This is a genomic window from Mesorhizobium sp. LCM 4577 (assembly GCF_001854795.2).
Classification (GTDB): Bacteria; Pseudomonadota; Alphaproteobacteria; order Rhizobiales; family Rhizobiaceae; genus Mesorhizobium; species Mesorhizobium plurifarium.
On record NZ_MDDU01000007.1, the window covers coordinates 70439 to 84272 of the forward strand.

The 13834-nt window shown below is 65.1% G+C and carries 17 protein-coding genes; 10 read left to right on the forward strand and 7 right to left on the reverse strand.

Annotation, left to right across the window (positions count from 1 at the left end; genetic code table 11):
- Window position 1: 1 nt before the first annotated feature.
- The 6 genes from LCM4577_RS11885 to LCM4577_RS11910 form a co-directional block, all read right to left on the reverse strand.
- A complete protein-coding gene (locus LCM4577_RS11885; protein WP_040991668.1) occupies window positions 2-1021 on the reverse strand; it encodes a MotA/TolQ/ExbB proton channel family protein in 1020 nt (339 codons plus the stop codon).
- Between the two features lie 113 nt (window positions 1022-1134).
- Entirely contained in the window at window positions 1135-1827 is a 693-nt protein-coding gene (locus tag LCM4577_RS11890; RefSeq protein ID WP_040991669.1) for a hemolysin III family protein, read from the reverse strand.
- Window positions 1828-1941: 114 nt separating this feature from the next.
- Complete coding sequence (locus tag LCM4577_RS11895) at window positions 1942-2742, reverse strand: inositol monophosphatase family protein (RefSeq protein WP_040991670.1); 801 nt, start codon at window positions 2740-2742, stop codon at window positions 1942-1944.
- Between the two features lie 23 nt (window positions 2743-2765).
- Window positions 2766-3332, reverse strand: a complete 567-nt coding sequence (gene efp / locus LCM4577_RS11900; RefSeq protein ID WP_040991671.1) for an elongation factor P — start codon at window positions 3330-3332, stop codon at window positions 2766-2768.
- 129 nt (window positions 3333-3461) lie between these two features.
- Complete coding sequence (locus tag LCM4577_RS11905; protein ID WP_116390034.1) at window positions 3462-4640, reverse strand: tetratricopeptide repeat protein; 1179 nt, start codon at window positions 4638-4640, stop codon at window positions 3462-3464.
- A gap of 1 nt (window position 4641) precedes the next feature.
- On the reverse strand, window positions 4642-5289 hold the full coding sequence (locus LCM4577_RS11910; RefSeq protein ID WP_041011151.1) for a thiamine phosphate synthase: 648 nt from the start codon (window positions 5287-5289) through the stop codon (window positions 4642-4644).
- A 211-nt stretch (window positions 5290-5500) separates the two neighbouring features.
- Here LCM4577_RS11910 and LCM4577_RS11915 point away from each other — a divergent pair, with 211 nt between their 5' ends.
- The 3 genes from LCM4577_RS11915 to LCM4577_RS11925 all read left to right on the forward strand — a co-directional run bounded on the left by LCM4577_RS11915 (window position 5501) and on the right by LCM4577_RS11925 (window position 7671).
- Window positions 5501-6232, forward strand: a complete 732-nt coding sequence (locus LCM4577_RS11915) for a bifunctional 2-polyprenyl-6-hydroxyphenol methylase/3-demethylubiquinol 3-O-methyltransferase UbiG (protein WP_071071311.1) — start codon at window positions 5501-5503, stop codon at window positions 6230-6232.
- Between the two features lie 111 nt (window positions 6233-6343).
- Window positions 6344-6742 (forward strand): GFA family protein, encoded by a 399-nt coding sequence (locus LCM4577_RS11920; RefSeq protein WP_083354702.1) that lies wholly within the window; start codon window positions 6344-6346, stop codon window positions 6740-6742.
- A 167-nt stretch (window positions 6743-6909) separates the two neighbouring features.
- Window positions 6910-7671 carry a sulfite exporter TauE/SafE family protein gene (locus tag LCM4577_RS11925; protein WP_041000937.1) on the forward strand — a complete coding sequence of 254 codons (762 nt, stop codon included), beginning with the start codon at window positions 6910-6912 and terminating at the stop codon, window positions 7669-7671.
- A gap of 37 nt (window positions 7672-7708) precedes the next feature.
- On the opposite strand, the gene LCM4577_RS11930 is transcribed toward LCM4577_RS11925, so the two are convergent.
- Window positions 7709-8260, reverse strand: coding sequence for a DUF2269 family protein (locus LCM4577_RS11930; protein WP_071071314.1), 552 nt, complete (start codon window positions 8258-8260; stop codon window positions 7709-7711).
- 559 nt (window positions 8261-8819) lie between these two features.
- On the opposite strand from LCM4577_RS11930, the gene LCM4577_RS11935 reads away from it, so the two are divergent.
- The 7 genes from LCM4577_RS11935 to ruvB all read left to right on the forward strand — a co-directional run bounded on the left by LCM4577_RS11935 (window position 8820) and on the right by ruvB (window position 13775).
- Window positions 8820-9350 carry a DUF1465 family protein gene (locus tag LCM4577_RS11935; protein WP_071071316.1) on the forward strand — a complete coding sequence of 177 codons (531 nt, stop codon included), beginning with the start codon at window positions 8820-8822 and terminating at the stop codon, window positions 9348-9350.
- A gap of 284 nt (window positions 9351-9634) precedes the next feature.
- A complete protein-coding gene (locus tag LCM4577_RS11940; RefSeq protein WP_041011154.1) occupies window positions 9635-10699 on the forward strand; it encodes a glycosyltransferase family 2 protein in 1065 nt (354 codons plus the stop codon).
- Between the two features lie 133 nt (window positions 10700-10832).
- Window positions 10833-11342 carry a crossover junction endodeoxyribonuclease RuvC gene (ruvC, locus tag LCM4577_RS11945; protein WP_071031435.1) on the forward strand — a complete coding sequence of 170 codons (510 nt, stop codon included), beginning with the start codon at window positions 10833-10835 and terminating at the stop codon, window positions 11340-11342.
- 54 nt (window positions 11343-11396) lie between these two features.
- A complete protein-coding gene (locus LCM4577_RS11950; protein WP_040991680.1) occupies window positions 11397-11666 on the forward strand; it encodes an AbrB/MazE/SpoVT family DNA-binding domain-containing protein in 270 nt (89 codons plus the stop codon).
- Window positions 11644-12063: a type II toxin-antitoxin system VapC family toxin gene (locus tag LCM4577_RS11955; protein WP_040991681.1), complete on the forward strand. Its 420-nt coding sequence runs from the start codon at window positions 11644-11646 to the stop codon at window positions 12061-12063. The genes LCM4577_RS11950 and LCM4577_RS11955 overlap by 23 nt, the downstream gene beginning before the upstream one ends.
- A gap of 10 nt (window positions 12064-12073) precedes the next feature.
- Window positions 12074-12694: a Holliday junction branch migration protein RuvA gene (gene ruvA, locus LCM4577_RS11960; RefSeq protein WP_040991682.1), complete on the forward strand. Its 621-nt coding sequence runs from the start codon at window positions 12074-12076 to the stop codon at window positions 12692-12694.
- A gap of 43 nt (window positions 12695-12737) precedes the next feature.
- A complete protein-coding gene (ruvB, locus tag LCM4577_RS11965; RefSeq protein WP_071031436.1) occupies window positions 12738-13775 on the forward strand; it encodes a Holliday junction branch migration DNA helicase RuvB in 1038 nt (345 codons plus the stop codon).
- The last annotated feature ends 59 nt before the right edge of the window (window positions 13776-13834 follow it).

The following is a 13834-nucleotide window of genomic DNA, read 5'->3' on the forward strand; positions in this document are numbered from 1 at the left end:
GTCAGTGGACCCCTTGCTTCTTCAGCGCGTCGGCGATCTTCTCCAGCGTGTTGCGCATGGCCTTCTGCTCGTCGGACTGGGCTTCGACCCAGTCGCGCATGATCTGCTGCTCGGAGCGCATGTTCTTCACCAGCCCCGAGATGCCGTCGGCAAGATTGGCCATGGCGGTGGCGACGCGCGGATTGGAGCCGCCGCCATTCTCCTGCAGGCTGCGCAGCCGCTCCGACAGGAGCCGGATGTCCTCGGAGGACTCGGTCTTGGCCGTGTCGGACACGACGATGTCGGAAGAAAGATCGGTGACCGAGGACAGCCAGTTCTCGAGCTCGGTGTAGAAGCGGGTCTGGGCGCGGCCGGCCTGCAGGTCGAGGAAGCCGAGCACGAGCGAGCCGGAGAGGCCGAACAGCGAGGACGAAAAGGCGGTGCCCATGCCGGCCAGCGGCGCCGACAGGCCCTGCTTCAGCGCATCGAGCACGGCCGCCGCATCGCCGGTGCCCGGGTCCAGAGCCTCGATCGTCTCGCGGATCGAGGCGATGGTGTTGAGCAGGCCCCAGAAGGTGCCGAGCAGGCCGAGGAACACAAGCAGGCCGACCAGATAGCGCGAGGTGTCGCGGCTCTCGTCGAGGCGGGTGGCGATGGAATCCAGCATCGTGCGCATCGACGAGGTCGAGAACGCGATCGTCGACGAGCGGCCGATCATCGCCTTCATCGGCGCCAAGAGCACCGGCTCGGTGGTTTCGGAGCCGGCGCGGAAGGAGTTGACCCAGCGCACCTCGCGGAACAGCCGCCCGACCTGGACGAAGGCAAGCAGGATGCCGACTACCAGCACGCCGACGATCAATCCGTTGAGGCCCGGATTGCTGGAGAAGGCGGTCGAGATCTGGCGGGTGAGGATGGCGGCGATGAAAGCGACGATGATCAGGAAGATCACCATGGTGAGCAGGAAGACCTGCGGGCTCGACAGCTTATGCGGATCATAGACCAGGACGTCCGATCGCCTGCCGAAGGATCTGAGAAAAGCCATCCGTGCCCCGTTTCCGATGCCACCCGCCGCAGAATTGCCGCGACTCTAAACGGAATTGTGACCAAATTGAATGGCGCTTGGCAATATGGCCGATAGGCCCCCGCGCCGCAGGCCTAGAACCGGCTGACCACCAGGCAGTCGACCATGGCCGCCAGGTGAAGGCCGGCGCCGGTAACGACGAAGCCGTGCCAGACGGCATTGTGGAAGCGCAGGCCCTTCCAGGCGAAGAAGATGACGCCCAGGGAATAGACGACGCCGCCGGCGACCAGCAGCGCCACCGAGGTCGTCGGCAGCGTCTGGACCAGCGGTCCGGCGAGCACCACACCGCTCCAGCCGATGGCGAGATAGAAGACGATGGCCAGCCGGTCGTAACGGCCGGGCAGGAACATCTTGATGGCGATGCCGGTCACGGCCGCGCTCCACACGACGACGATCATGGGCACGGCCAGCGGCGAGTTGTTGAGCTGGGCGAGGAAGGGCGTGTAGGTGGCGGCGATCAGCAGATAGATCGCGGCATGGTCGAAACGGCGCAGGATCCATTTCGCCGGCCAAGAGACGGGCCATAGATTATAGGCCAGCGACACCGAGAGCACGGTGAGCAGCGACACCACATAGAACACCGCGGCGACATATTCGCCAGGGCCGGAGTGGAAGGCGGCCAAAGCCAGGAAAGCCGAGCCGGCGGCGATCGCCAGCACGATGCCCACCGCGTGAACGATGCCATCGGCGATCATTTCGGCGCGCGAATAGTGCCATCGCCCCACGAAGGGGATTTCAAGCGTTGTATCTGGACGCGCGTCGCTCATCAATGACCCTGCAACGCCTATTTGGGCGCTTGCGGACCAGTATTTCAAGCTTCGGTTGCGGTTCTGCGACTAAAGGCGCGCGTCCTTTCGACGCGCGAGGAACGCCATTGTCGATCAGCGAGCAGCCAGCGGCTTCTTCACGGTTTTCAGCAGCGCGCGCTGGATGAGCTCGTTGCCGGCGACGACCTCGCCGCTGTCCAGCATGCCCTGTCCGCCATCCATGTCGGAGACGTAGCCGCCGGCTTCGCGCACCAGGAGAATGCCGGCGGCGATGTCCCAGGACGACAGGCCGGTTTCCCAGAAGCCGTCCATGCGTCCGGCCGCGACATAGGCGAGATCGAGGGCGGCGGAGCCCATGCGTCGAACGCCGGAGACTTCGGCCATGACGTTGCGCAATTCGATCAGGAAATTGCCGTGCTGGCCGCGGCCGAGATGCGGCACGCCGCAGCCGATAACGCTATCGATCAACTTGGAGCGCCCGGCAACGCGCAGCCGGCGGTCGTTCATGAAGGCGCCGCCGCCGCGCTCGGCCGTGTAGAGCTCGTCCATCGCCGGATTGTAGATGACGCCGGCAACGATCTGGCCCTGGCGTTCGAGCGCGATCGACACCGAAAAGAGCGGGATGCCGTGCAGGAAATTGGTGGTGCCGTCGAGTGGATCGACGATCCAGCGGTGCTGGGCGTCCTCGCCTTCGACGGCGCCGCGCTCCTCCATCAGGAAGGCGTAGCCCGGCCGCGCCTTCGACAGCTCGGCGAAGACGATCTCCTCGGCCTTGCGGTCGGCCTGGCTGACATAGTCGCCCGGTCCTTTCATCGAGACCTGCAGGTTCTGCACCTCGCCGAAGTCGCGCGACAGCGAGCGGCCGGCCTTCATCGCGGCCTGGACCATGACGTTGAGGAGAGCGGAACGCGCCATTTTTTATTCCTGCTTTCGGCCGGTCAATCTGCGCGGCGCATATAGGTGATTTCGTTGGTGTCGACGACGATGCGCTCGCCGGCCGAGATGAAAGGCGGCACCAGCACGCGGATGCCGTTCTCCAGCACCGCCGGCTTGTAGGAGGAGGCGGCCGTCTGGCCCCGCACCACCGGGTCGGCCTCGGTGATGGTGAGCGTCACCTGGTCGGGCAGCGAAATGCCGATCGGCCGCTCCTCGTAAAGCTGCACCGTCACCATCATGCCGTCCTGCAGGAAAGCGGCGCGCTCGCCGACGAAGTCCTTCGCCAGCTCGAGCTGTTCGTAGCTTTCGGTATCCATGAAGACCAGCGCATCGCCCTGCTCGTAAAGGAAGGAAAAATCCTTCAGGTCGAGCCTGATCTGCTCGACGGTCTCGGCCGAGCGGAAGCGCTCGTTGAGCTTGGTGCCGTTGATCAGGTTCTTCAGCTCGACCTGATTGTAGGCGCCGCCCTTGCCGGGCTTGACGGTATTGGTCTTGACCGCCACCCACAGGCCGCCATCGTGCTCGATGACATAGCCGGGGCGGATTTCGCTGCCACTGATCTTGGCCATGATGAACTGATCCGAGTGAGATCTTTCACGCGCGGGTCGCGCTTTGGCGCCTCCAAGACCACAAATCGCGCATAGTGGCAAGGGAGGGAACCCAAGGCGGCCCGGACATGCCGTCCCCGGCGCCACGCGTCAAGGCAGGCGGTTGGCCTTCTGCAGCGCCTGCTTGGTCTGATCGTCGTCGAGGCCCTGCAGGAAATCGTCCATCCGCGGGTCGATCAGCCCGGCGCGGCGGGCGACGATGTACCAGGCGCCGGCGAGGATCAGGTCCGGGTCGGTGCCGATGCCGCCCATATAGAGCTTGGCGAGGCGGTTCTGGGCGGCGACATTGCCGCCTTGCGCCGCCCGCTTCATCCAGGCAAAGCCCGATTTCAGGTCGCGCCCGCCGCCGCGTCCCTCGATCATCCAGGTGGCGAGGTCGATCTGCGCGGTGTCATAGTTCTGCCGCGCCGCCTGCGCCAGCAGCATGCGTGCCTGGGCGTCGTCATGCGGCTTGCCGCCGGCCCCGTTGGCATAGAGCTGCGCCATCGCGTATTGCGCGTCGGCAAGTCCGGTGGCGGCCGCGCGCTCATAGTAGACGGCGGCCTTCGCAAGGCCGGCATCGCCGGGATCCTGCTGGACGAGCAGTTGCGCGAAGTTGAACTGCGCAAGCCGGTTGCCGGCCTCGGCCGAGGCTTGCATCAGGGCGAAGGCGCCCTTTTCGTCCTTCTTCACGTAGCGGCCGTCCAACAGCATCAGCGCATATTGGAACTGCGCCTCCGGCACGCCCTGTTCGGCCGCCAGCGCATACCATTTCGCGGCCTCGGCCGGATTGAGCGGCACACCCAGTCCGCGCGACAGGATTTCGGCCACGAGCGTCTCGGCCGCCGGATCGCCGTTCTTGGCGCGCTCCATGGCAAGGTTGTAGGCGGTCTTGTAAAGGCCGCGCTGGAAGGCGCCGTAGGCGGCGTCCGGCTGCTTGGCGCCGAAGCGGTCGGGATTGACGGTGTCGGCCGATGGCGGCGTCATGGTGGCCGGCTGCGGCAAGGTGTTCTGGATCGGCTTGTCGATATGCGGGCCGGCGCCGAACCTGCTCGGATCCGGCGCGCCGGTGTCCGGCGCGGCTGTGTCCGGCGTGCCTGCGTTGGGTGTGGCTGTATTCGGCGTGCCTGCATCCGGCTTGGCTGCATACGGCTGGGCTGCGTCGGGTGCGCTCTTGTCCGGCGCATTCGTCTCCGGCCGCGGCTGCGGCAACGGGACGGTCTCGGCCGCCATCGCGGCCTGCGCAAGCAGGCCGGCCAGGACCACCAGGCAAGGGCCACGCAGGCGCATGTCAGTCCTCGAAACGCGGCGCGGTTTCATCGAGCAGCGCGTTGGCGGCGGCGATCGCCGCCCGGGGGTCGCGACCGTCGGCAAAGACGGCGCTGGACAGCGCCACGAACTCGGCGCCGGTCGCGGCCACCGTCTCGACGGAAGCAAGCTCGGAGCCGCCCATGACGATGCAGGGGATCGAAATCATCTCCGCCCACCATTCGCCGAGGGCGAGGTTGCGATGATGCGGCTCCGGCTTGTTGTCATAGCCGAAACGGCCGAAGAACATGTAGTCAGGCCGCTCCTCGCCGAGCTCCAGCGCCTCGTCGCGGGTCTTGGCGCCGCCGGCGCCGACCATCATCTTGCCGGCCAGGCGCTCGATCGTCTCGGCAAGCTCCTTGGGTTTTGCTTCGACATGGATGCCGTCGGCCTGGACGCGCCCGGCGATGCGGCTGTCGCCGGCGATGATGACGGCGATGCCGGCGCCTTGGGCGATCGGCACGATCCTCTCGGCGAAGGCCTGGAAGGAAGCGTCGTCCATGCCGTTGTCGGGCAGGATCAGCGAGGCGATGTCGCCGCCCTCGAAGGCCGCGCAGATCTGCTCCGCCGGCACGAGCGGCGGCGCGATCAGCACGATACGGCAGCGGTTGGGCGGGTTTGCGTCGTTCATTGGCCTTCGATCCCGGTTTCGCCTATGCCGGGCGAACATGGTTGCATTGCGGCATAGAGCAAAGGGAGCGGCTTGAACAGTCGGCCGCGCGGGGGCCGCGGCCAAAATGCTTAACCATTGCTGCGGCTTGCGTCGCCTTTCGGGTTTCGCGGAGGGCGTTGGAAGCCGAGAGGCCGTCCGCTAAATACCCGGCAAGAGCAGGAACAGACACATGGCGCAAAACATCTACGACCGTCCGGAATTCTTCGAAGGCTATAGCCGCCTCGGCCGCTCGGTCGAGGGCCTGAACGGCGCGCCCGAATGGCCGGCGCTGCGCGCCATGCTGCCCGACGTCGATGGCTTGCGCGTCGTCGATCTCGGCTGCGGCTTCGGCTGGTTCTGCCGCTGGGCGCGCGCGCATGGCGCGAGCGAGGTCCTCGGCCTCGACCTGTCGGAAAAGATGCTTGCGCGGGCACGCGCCGCCGGCGCCGATGATGCCCTCACCTACCGGCGCGCCGACCTCGATGAGCTCAGCCTGCCGAAGGCGCGCTTCAACCTCGCCTACAGCTCGCTTGCCTTGCACTATGTCGGCGATGCCGCGCGCCTGTTCGCGACCGTCCACCAGGCCCTGGTTCCAGGCGGAGCCTTCGTCTTCTCGACGGAACATCCGATCTATATGGCGCCGACCAACCCGGGTTGGTCCGTCGATGCCGCTGGCCGGAAGACATGGCCGGTCGACCGGTATCTGGTCGAGGGACCGCGCACCACCGACTGGTTCACCAAGGGCGTGGTCAAGCATCACCGCACCATCGGCACCACGCTGAATTTGCTGATCCAGGCCGGCTTCGCCATCGGGCATGTCGAGGAATTCCGTCCGACGGACGCGCAGATCGCCGCCCGGCCGGAACTGGCCGAAGAGCTCGAGCGGYCGATGTTCCTGCTGGTCCAGGCGCGGCGAAGCTAATCGCCAGCTCCGAATGTCGGGATCAGGCGCCAGTCCGGCGCATTCCTTGGCGACTCCCGCGCGTACCCCGCACTAGTCTGAGCCGTCGTTGCTGCCTCGAGGAGGTTTCGCATGCGTGGTCGTTGCTTTTGCGGCGCAATTGCTTTTGAAGTCGATGGCCCGGCACAGGCCTGCGTGGTCTGCCATTGTGAAAGTTGCCGGCGGCAGTGTTCCGCGCCGATGACAACCTACATTGGCGTCCTGGACGGCCAGTGGCGATGGCTGGGCAAGCCACCGAAGGTGTTCAACTCTTCTCCCGGCGTGGAAAGAACATTTTGCGATCACTGCGGTTCGCCGCTTTCCTTCCGCTCAAAGAACATGTCCGGCGTCATGCATTTCTTTGCCGCGGCGATGAYGGAGCCGGAAAAGTTTGCGCCTACGCTGCATGTCGCTTTCGAGGAGAAGCTGCCTTGGCTGATGCTCGCCGACGGACTGCCGAGACGCTTTGGGCCTGACTATACGAAGGGCTAGGTGTCAGCTCCCGAGCGTGATGGTGCATCATCAAGCTGAGTCGTCAGGATGAGGAAGCCCAATATCGGGCCGGCATAGCGGATGCCGGCATTGGCATTAATGACTATCCCGGCGGCCCTGTTCTGCGCTATGGCTGGGTTCCCGCCTTCTCCAACCTTCCTTTGCCGATGTCAGGCCTGCTCAGCGATCCGTGGTTCTATGCCGCCGCCATTCCGGCGGTGATCCTTGTCGGCCTGTCGAAAGGCGGCTTCGGCGGCGCCGTCGGCTTCGTCGGCGTGCCGCTGATGGCGCTGGCCATGCCGCCGGTTCAGGCGGCCGCCATCCTGCTGCCGATCCTGTGCCTGATGGACATCGTTTCGGTGTGGACCTGGTGGGGCGTCTACGACCGCAAGATGCTGGTCGATATGATGCCTGGCGCCGTCATCGGCATCGGGCTCGGCTGGCTGACCGCGGCTCTGGTCACCGAGGAGATGGTGCGGCTGATCGTCGGCGCCGTCGCGCTGGTGTTCGTGCTGCGCTGGATCTACCTGCAGTTCCGCCACGGCGCCGACCATGCGGCGGAGCCGAACCGCGTCGCCGCCGCCTTCTGGGGCACGGTCGCCGGCTTCACCAGCTTCGTTGCCCATGTCGGCGGTCCGCCCTTCCAGGTCTATGCGTTGCCGATCCGGCTCGATCCGAAGGTGCTGTCGGGAACCGCGGCGATCTTCTTTGCCGCCACCAATGCGCTGAAGCTCGTCCCCTATTTCGCGCTCGGCCAGTTCGACGCCACCAACCTGATCGCGTCGGCCGCGCTGATGCCGCTGGCGCCGTTGTCGACGATCGCCGGCGCCTGGCTGGTGCGCCGCATGCGGCCTGAGGTCTTCTATCCGTTCACCTACGCCACCGTCGCGGTGGTCGCCGTCAAGCTGCTGTGGGACGGCTTGATGTAGAAGCGAATCGGCCATCCTGCCGCCTCGCTCCAGACAATCAGGCGGCGCTCGGCACCATCTGGCGGCTGCCGCCGAAGGCGAGCGCGGCGCCCAGCGCAACCACCATCGCCATGCCGGCAAGAACGCCGATGTCGTGCAAAGTGGGCTTCAGCACCATGTCGGCGATGATCACCAGCATCACCGCGTAGTCGAGGCGCGCCCAGCTCATCATGCGCTGACCGATGGCGAGAACGGCGGGCGTCACGCCGTCCTTGGCGACCATGGCACCCATGCGCTCGCCGGTCGGCTTGAAGATCAGCATGCCGATCGAGAAGGTCGTGGCGTAGCCGACGAGGCCGATGACGATCCACAGCTCGGTGAAGCCGACCCAGAAGCCGCACATGATCAGCCCGAAGACCAGCGTCAGCATCGACATCGGCGCGAAGAACCTGCCGCCAAGCTGTCCGCTGGCGCGCATTGCCAGCAGCTTGTCCTCGATGTTGCCGGCGCGCTCGGCCAGCACGCCGAGCAGGAACAGCACGAAGCCGCCGCCGACCCACAAAACAGCCGAAACGACGTGAAGGAATTTGACGATCGAATACCAATCCATGGTTTGCTCCCGGATATCCCGCGTGATTTTCAAAGGGCGCGGACACGCGCGCCGCTTCAGAGGAGCGGCCTTTTGCGCGGCGCGTGTTTCGGAACGATGCCGCCGCAGCGGCCAACATGTTTCGATGGCCACGGTTGGCGTTCGAAAATCCGGTTTTCAGAGGGTCCCGGGAAGCGAAGCCGCTGTCCTGTTCCGGCACAGGAAAGTCCGTTCGCTCAAAAATTCCACCCGGCGTTAAGGGTTCATTAAGCTTTACGGGCGTTTACTATGCCCATCCAGTTTTGCTGGATTCTTACCGAGTGGTTGGAGCCACTTTGTTTGACGCCTCCCTGTTAAACTCCTGAGAGCCGCCTTATCCGCGGCTCTTTTTTTGTCCGCAGGCAGCACGCCGGCGTCATCCGCCGGCGGATGGCTGCAGCGCGGCCGGCGTTAACCGTTTGTTAAACATGCGCTTGCCTTCATGGGCGTCGAAGCGCATTTTCAAGCCTCAGTCATTTAAGGGTGCGGCCGTGTCGGCAAGGATTGCCGAATCGGCTGGCGGCAGTGCAGGGGCGTATCGATGAACGAGCCTTCGAAGGGCAGCGCGAAAACCGTCAAGCTGGCGGAGCGCCGGGTTTTCTCCCAATCCTTCAAGCCGCTCTACCAGGAAGGCATGGGGCTGGTCGAGCAGGCCGCCGAGTATCTCGATGGCAAGGGCAGGCTCGAAGCCAAGAAATTGTCGCGCACGGCCGCGACCCTCTATGCGGCCGAGTCGATGCGGCTGACCACGAGGCTCATGCAGGTCGCCTCCTGGCTGCTTTTGCAGCGGGCGGCGAATTCCGGCGAGATGACGCGCGATCAGGTGGCCTCGGAGAAGTCCAAGGTACGGCTCGACACGGCGTCCGCGCATGACGAGGCGCTTGGCTGGAACGAGCTGCCCACGGATTTTCTGGACCTCGTGACGCGCTCGCTGCGCCTGCAGTCGCTGGTGCGGCGCATGGACGAGGAAATCTATGGCGGCGTCATCAGCGACACGCATGCACCCGGGCGGCGGGCCAACCCGGTTTCCGACCAGATCAGCCTTTTGAACACGGCGTTCGCGCGCGGCTGACATCGCGTTTGCAACGATAGCGTCGCGCAGAATCGGTCCCTCACCGAGCCGCGACTTGACGAGCCGTTCTGGCTGCAAATCGAGCGCCCGCGATTCTGACTGCGCTCGATATTGCGGCAGCTGTCATCGCATTTGAAGGCCAAGCCGGCCTTTGCGGGGAATATGACCCTTGCCTTGAAGCGACGGGACCCTAGTTGGGGCCGTTCGCCGCAGCCGGGTCGACCGAGCCGGTTCTGCAGGAATCACCGTCACTGTGACCAAAGCAGATTGCGAGGCTTGATCCCGTGCATTCGCCATTGGACCGCATTCCGGTATCGATCATCATCCCCAACTATAATTACGAGCAGTTCCTGGGACGCGCCATCGACAGCGCGTTGGAGCAGGATCACCGAAATGTCGAGGTCGTGGTCGTCGACGACGCATCGACGGATGCGTCGGTGGCCGTCATCGAATCCTATGGCGATAAGATCCGTCCGTGCCTCAGGCGCAGGAATGGTGGGCATGGCGCAGCGTTCAATACCGGGTTCGAGGCGAGCACCGGGGAGATCATTCTTTTTCTCGACGCCGACGATTATCTCTATCCGAACGCCGTCTCCGAGGTCCTGGACGAGTGGGACGCGGATGTCGCCCAGGCGCAATTCCGACTGCATCTCGTCGATGAGAACCAGCATATCAAGGATGTCTTTCCCCCTCCGGAACAGCCGTTCGATTCAGGCGACGTCGTTCCGGAATTGTTGCGTAAGGGGCGGTACCGGACGACGGTGACAAGCGGGCTGGCGTTCGACCGCGAGGCGCTGGAACCGATAATGCCCATGCCTGAAAGCGATTTCCGGCAAGGCGCCGACGGCTATCTCGCGACGCTCGCGCCGCTGCACGGAGAGGTGAAAGCCATCGACACCTGCCTTGGCGCCTACCGCATCCACGGCTCCAACCATTCGGTCTTTGCCGAAAAGCTTGCCGAGCGGGCGCGCTGGCGCGTCGAGCATGACTTCCGCCGCCTCGAAGCCTTATCCGACCGGGCGGCCGAGATCGGTTTGACCGTGCCAGCGGATGCCGGCCTTCACGATCCGGTTCATCTGGAAGAGCGGCTGGCTTCGCTCTGCGTCGACGAGCCCCAGCATCCGGTTGAAACCGACTCCCGGCTGGGACTGGCAAGAGCGGGCGCTACCGCCAGCCTGGAAATGAACGCATCCTGGCGGCGGCGGGCCACCCTGGCGGCCTGGTTCCTCAGCATCGGAATCCTGCCGCGGCGCATGGGCAATGCGGTCCTGGCGTGGAAGCTGGTCGCATCGTCCAGGCCGGCATTCCTCGCGCGGCTGTCGAAAACCATCCGTCGCGTGACGAATTAGATCCTGGGATTGGACGGGCTAGCCCGCGACCGCCGCTTCGATCGGCTTTTCGGTTGCGTTCTTGAGGTCGCAATTGTTTCTGGTTTGTTCACATTTTGCTGGCATCGCTTGCCGCCACGGCTAGACTTGGCACATGGGGGAAGCGATTCGCATCATCGGCATCGATCCGGGGCTGAGGCGCACCGGCTGGGGTATTGTCGACAGCGTGGGCAATTCACTGCGCTTCGTCGCGTCCGGCACGGTGCGGTCCGACGACAAGGCGCCGCTGGCGACAAGGCTCTGCCAGCTGCATGACGGCTTGGCCGAGGTGCTGCACCAGGCCATGCCGCATGAGGCGGCGGTCGAGCAGACCTTCGTCAACAAGGACGCGACCGCGACGCTGAAGCTCGGCCAGGCGCGCGGCATCGCCATGCTGGTGCCGGCGCGGGCCGGGCTGGTGGTTGCCGAATACGCCCCCAACGCCGTCAAGAAGGCGGTCATCGGTGTCGGTCACGGCGAGAAGAAGCAGATCCATATGATGGTCAAAGTGCTGATGCCGAAGGCCGTCTTCGACACCGACGACGCCGCCGACGCCCTTGCCATCGCCATCTGCCATGCGCATCACCGTCCGAGCGTCGCCTATCGCATGGCGGTGGCGGGGTAGGTGTTCTTGACTTGTTCTCATTTGGGGCGTAGGTAATACCTGCGAGGTATTACCATGCGGGTGACCACCAAGGGGCAAGTCACGATCCCCAAGCAGATAAGAGACCATTTGGGTATCGGCCCGGGCTCCGAGGTGGAGTTCGTGGCGACCGACGAGGGTGCCCGGCTTGTCGCCGTCAACGAAAACATTTCGGAGGAGGAAGCTGCCCGCAAATTCAGGGAGGTCCTCGACAAGATGGAGGGAACGCTGGATTTGGGCGGCATGACGACGGACGAGTATATGGAGTGGTTGAGGGGACCGCGTGAAAATCTCGACGTTGATTGACACAAACGTGCTCATTGACGTCTGGGGCCCGGCCGGGCCGCTGACGGAATGGTCTTCGTCCGCGATTATCTCCTGCCGACGCGATGGCGCGTTGGTCATCAACAGCATCGTCTGGTCCGAGCTTGCTCCTCTGGTCGCTTCCGAAGCAATGCTGAGGAAAGCAGCCGAGAGACTGGAAATGGATCGCGAGTTTTTGCCTTGGGAAGCCGCATTCCTGGCTGGGGCGGCACATTCCCGCTATCGGCGGGCCGGCGGTGTTCGAGAGCGGACTTTGCCCGACTTCTTCATCGGCGCGCATGCGGCCGTTGCCGGGCATCGTCTGTTGACGCGCGACGCACCTCGCTACCGCAGCTATTTCCCCGATCTCGAAATTATCTCTCCGGAAACGCATCCATGAAGGCCAAGCCATGATCGGCAAGCTGAAAGGCACGCTGGAGGAGATCGACGAAGATAGCTGCGTCATCGACGTGCATGGCGTCGGCTATGTCGCCCATTGCTCGGCGCGCACGCTTGCCGCGCTGCCGTCGCCCGGTGAGGCGGTGGTGCTGTTCATCGAGACCTATGTGCGCGAGGACATGATCCGGCTCTACGGCTTCCAGACCGGACTGGAGCGCGAGTGGTTCCGCCTCTTGATGAACAATGTGCAGGGCGTCGGCGCCAAGGTGGCGCTGGCGGTGCTGTCGACGCTGGCGCCGGCCGATCTCGCCAACGCGATCGCCCTGCGCGACATCGCGATGGTTTCCCGCGCGCCCGGCGTCGGCAAGAAGGTGGCCGAGCGCATCGTCACCGAATTGCGCACCAAGGCGCCGGCCTATGCGGGTGCTGCCACCGGCACGATCGGCCTCAAGCAGGAGCTTGGCGAAGGGGTCGCGGCCGCGCCGATCACCGATGCGGTCTCGGCGCTCGTCAATCTCGGCTATTCGCGCGACATCGCGGCGAACGCGGTTGCCGCGGCGCTGAAATCGGCGGGCGAGGGCGCGGACGCGTCCAAGCTGATCCGCTTCGGGCTGAAGGAACTGGCGCGGTGAGGCGACGCTTGTCCCGCCACCGGTCCTATGCAAGGAAGGCGGCATGAGCCTTTCGCCCCGCCTCATTGCTCCCGACAAGCGCGGCGAGGATGCCGACCAGACGCTGCGGCCGCAGTCGCTCGACGAGTTCGTCGGCCAGGCGGCGGTGCGCGCCAATCTCAAGGTTTTCGTCGATGCCGCCAAGAGTCGCGGCGAGGCGCTCGACCACGTCTTGTTCGTCGGCCCGCCCGGGCTCGGCAAGACGACGCTGGCGCAGATCATGGCGCGCGAGCTCGGCGTCAATTTCCGTTCGACCTCCGGCCCGGTCATCGCCAAGGCCGGCGACCTCGCCGCGCTGCTCACCAATCTCGACGAACGCGACGTCCTCTTCATCGACGAGATCCATCGCCTCAATCCGGCAGTCGAGGAAATCCTCTATCCGGCGATGGAGGATTTCCAGCTCGACCTGATCATCGGCGAGGGGCCGGCGGCGCGCTCGGTCAAGATCGACCTCGCCCGTTTCACCTTGGTCGCGGCAACAACCCGGCTCGGGCTCCTGACCAATCCACTGCGCGACCGCTTCGGCATTCCGGTGCGGCTCAATTTCTACACGGTCGAGGAGCTGGAGCAGATCGTGCGGCGCGGCGCCCGGATTCTCTCGATGCCACTCGGCGACGACGGCGCGGCGGAGATCGCGCGCCGCGCCCGCGGCACGCCGCGCATCGCCGGCCGGCTGTTGCGCCGGGTGCGCGACTTCGCCAGCGTCGCCGGCGCCGCGCATGTCGACAGGAAGATCGCCGACGAGGCGCTGACCAGGCTGGAGGTCGACGCGCTGGGCCTCGACGCGCTCGACCGCCGCTATTTGTCGATGATCGCGCGCAATTTCGGCGGCGGCCCGGTTGGCATCGAGACGATCGCTGCCGGGCTCTCCGAGCCGCGCGACGCGATCGAGGACATCATCGAGCCCTATCTCATCCAGCAGGGCTTCATCCAGCGCACGCCGCGCGGCCGCGTGCTGACCGCCAATGCCTGGCGCCATCTCGGCCTCGATCCGCCCAAGGACATCGCCCAGCAGCAGATCAGCCTGTTCCAGGAAGAGTAACGCAGATTTGTTCGCCGTTCGGCCGAGCGGCGGGCCGATCTGCGCAGAATCTGCGCGCC

What these genes read in the sequence shown, in the direction of transcription:
- LCM4577_RS11885 (WP_040991668.1), bottom strand. Translation starts at nt 1,021, where the DNA reads ATGGCTTTTCTCAGATCCTTCGGCAGGCGATCGGACGTCCTGGTCTAT.
- LCM4577_RS11890 (WP_040991669.1), bottom strand. Translation starts at nt 1,827, where the DNA reads ATGAGCGACGCGCGTCCAGATACAACGCTTGAAATCCCCTTCGTGGGG.
- LCM4577_RS11895 (WP_040991670.1), bottom strand. Translation starts at nt 2,742, where the DNA reads ATGGCGCGTTCCGCTCTCCTCAACGTCATGGTCCAGGCCGCGATGAAG.
- efp (WP_040991671.1), bottom strand. Translation starts at nt 3,332, where the DNA reads ATGGCCAAGATCAGTGGCAGCGAAATCCGCCCCGGCTATGTCATCGAG.
- LCM4577_RS11905 (WP_116390034.1), bottom strand. Translation starts at nt 4,640, where the DNA reads ATGCGCCTGCGTGGCCCTTGCCTGGTGGTCCTGGCCGGCCTGCTTGCG.
- LCM4577_RS11910 (WP_041011151.1), bottom strand. Translation starts at nt 5,289, where the DNA reads ATGAACGACGCAAACCCGCCCAACCGCTGCCGTATCGTGCTGATCGCG.
- LCM4577_RS11925 (WP_041000937.1), top strand. Translation starts at nt 6,910, where the DNA reads ATGTCAGGCCTGCTCAGCGATCCGTGGTTCTATGCCGCCGCCATTCCG.
- LCM4577_RS11930 (WP_071071314.1), bottom strand. Translation starts at nt 8,260, where the DNA reads ATGGATTGGTATTCGATCGTCAAATTCCTTCACGTCGTTTCGGCTGTT.
- LCM4577_RS11935 (WP_071071316.1), top strand. Translation starts at nt 8,820, where the DNA reads ATGAACGAGCCTTCGAAGGGCAGCGCGAAAACCGTCAAGCTGGCGGAG.
- ruvC (WP_071031435.1), top strand. Translation starts at nt 10,833, where the DNA reads ATGGGGGAAGCGATTCGCATCATCGGCATCGATCCGGGGCTGAGGCGC.
- LCM4577_RS11950 (WP_040991680.1), top strand. Translation starts at nt 11,397, where the DNA reads ATGCGGGTGACCACCAAGGGGCAAGTCACGATCCCCAAGCAGATAAGA.
- ruvA (WP_040991682.1), top strand. Translation starts at nt 12,074, where the DNA reads ATGATCGGCAAGCTGAAAGGCACGCTGGAGGAGATCGACGAAGATAGC.
- ruvB (WP_071031436.1), top strand. Translation starts at nt 12,738, where the DNA reads ATGAGCCTTTCGCCCCGCCTCATTGCTCCCGACAAGCGCGGCGAGGAT.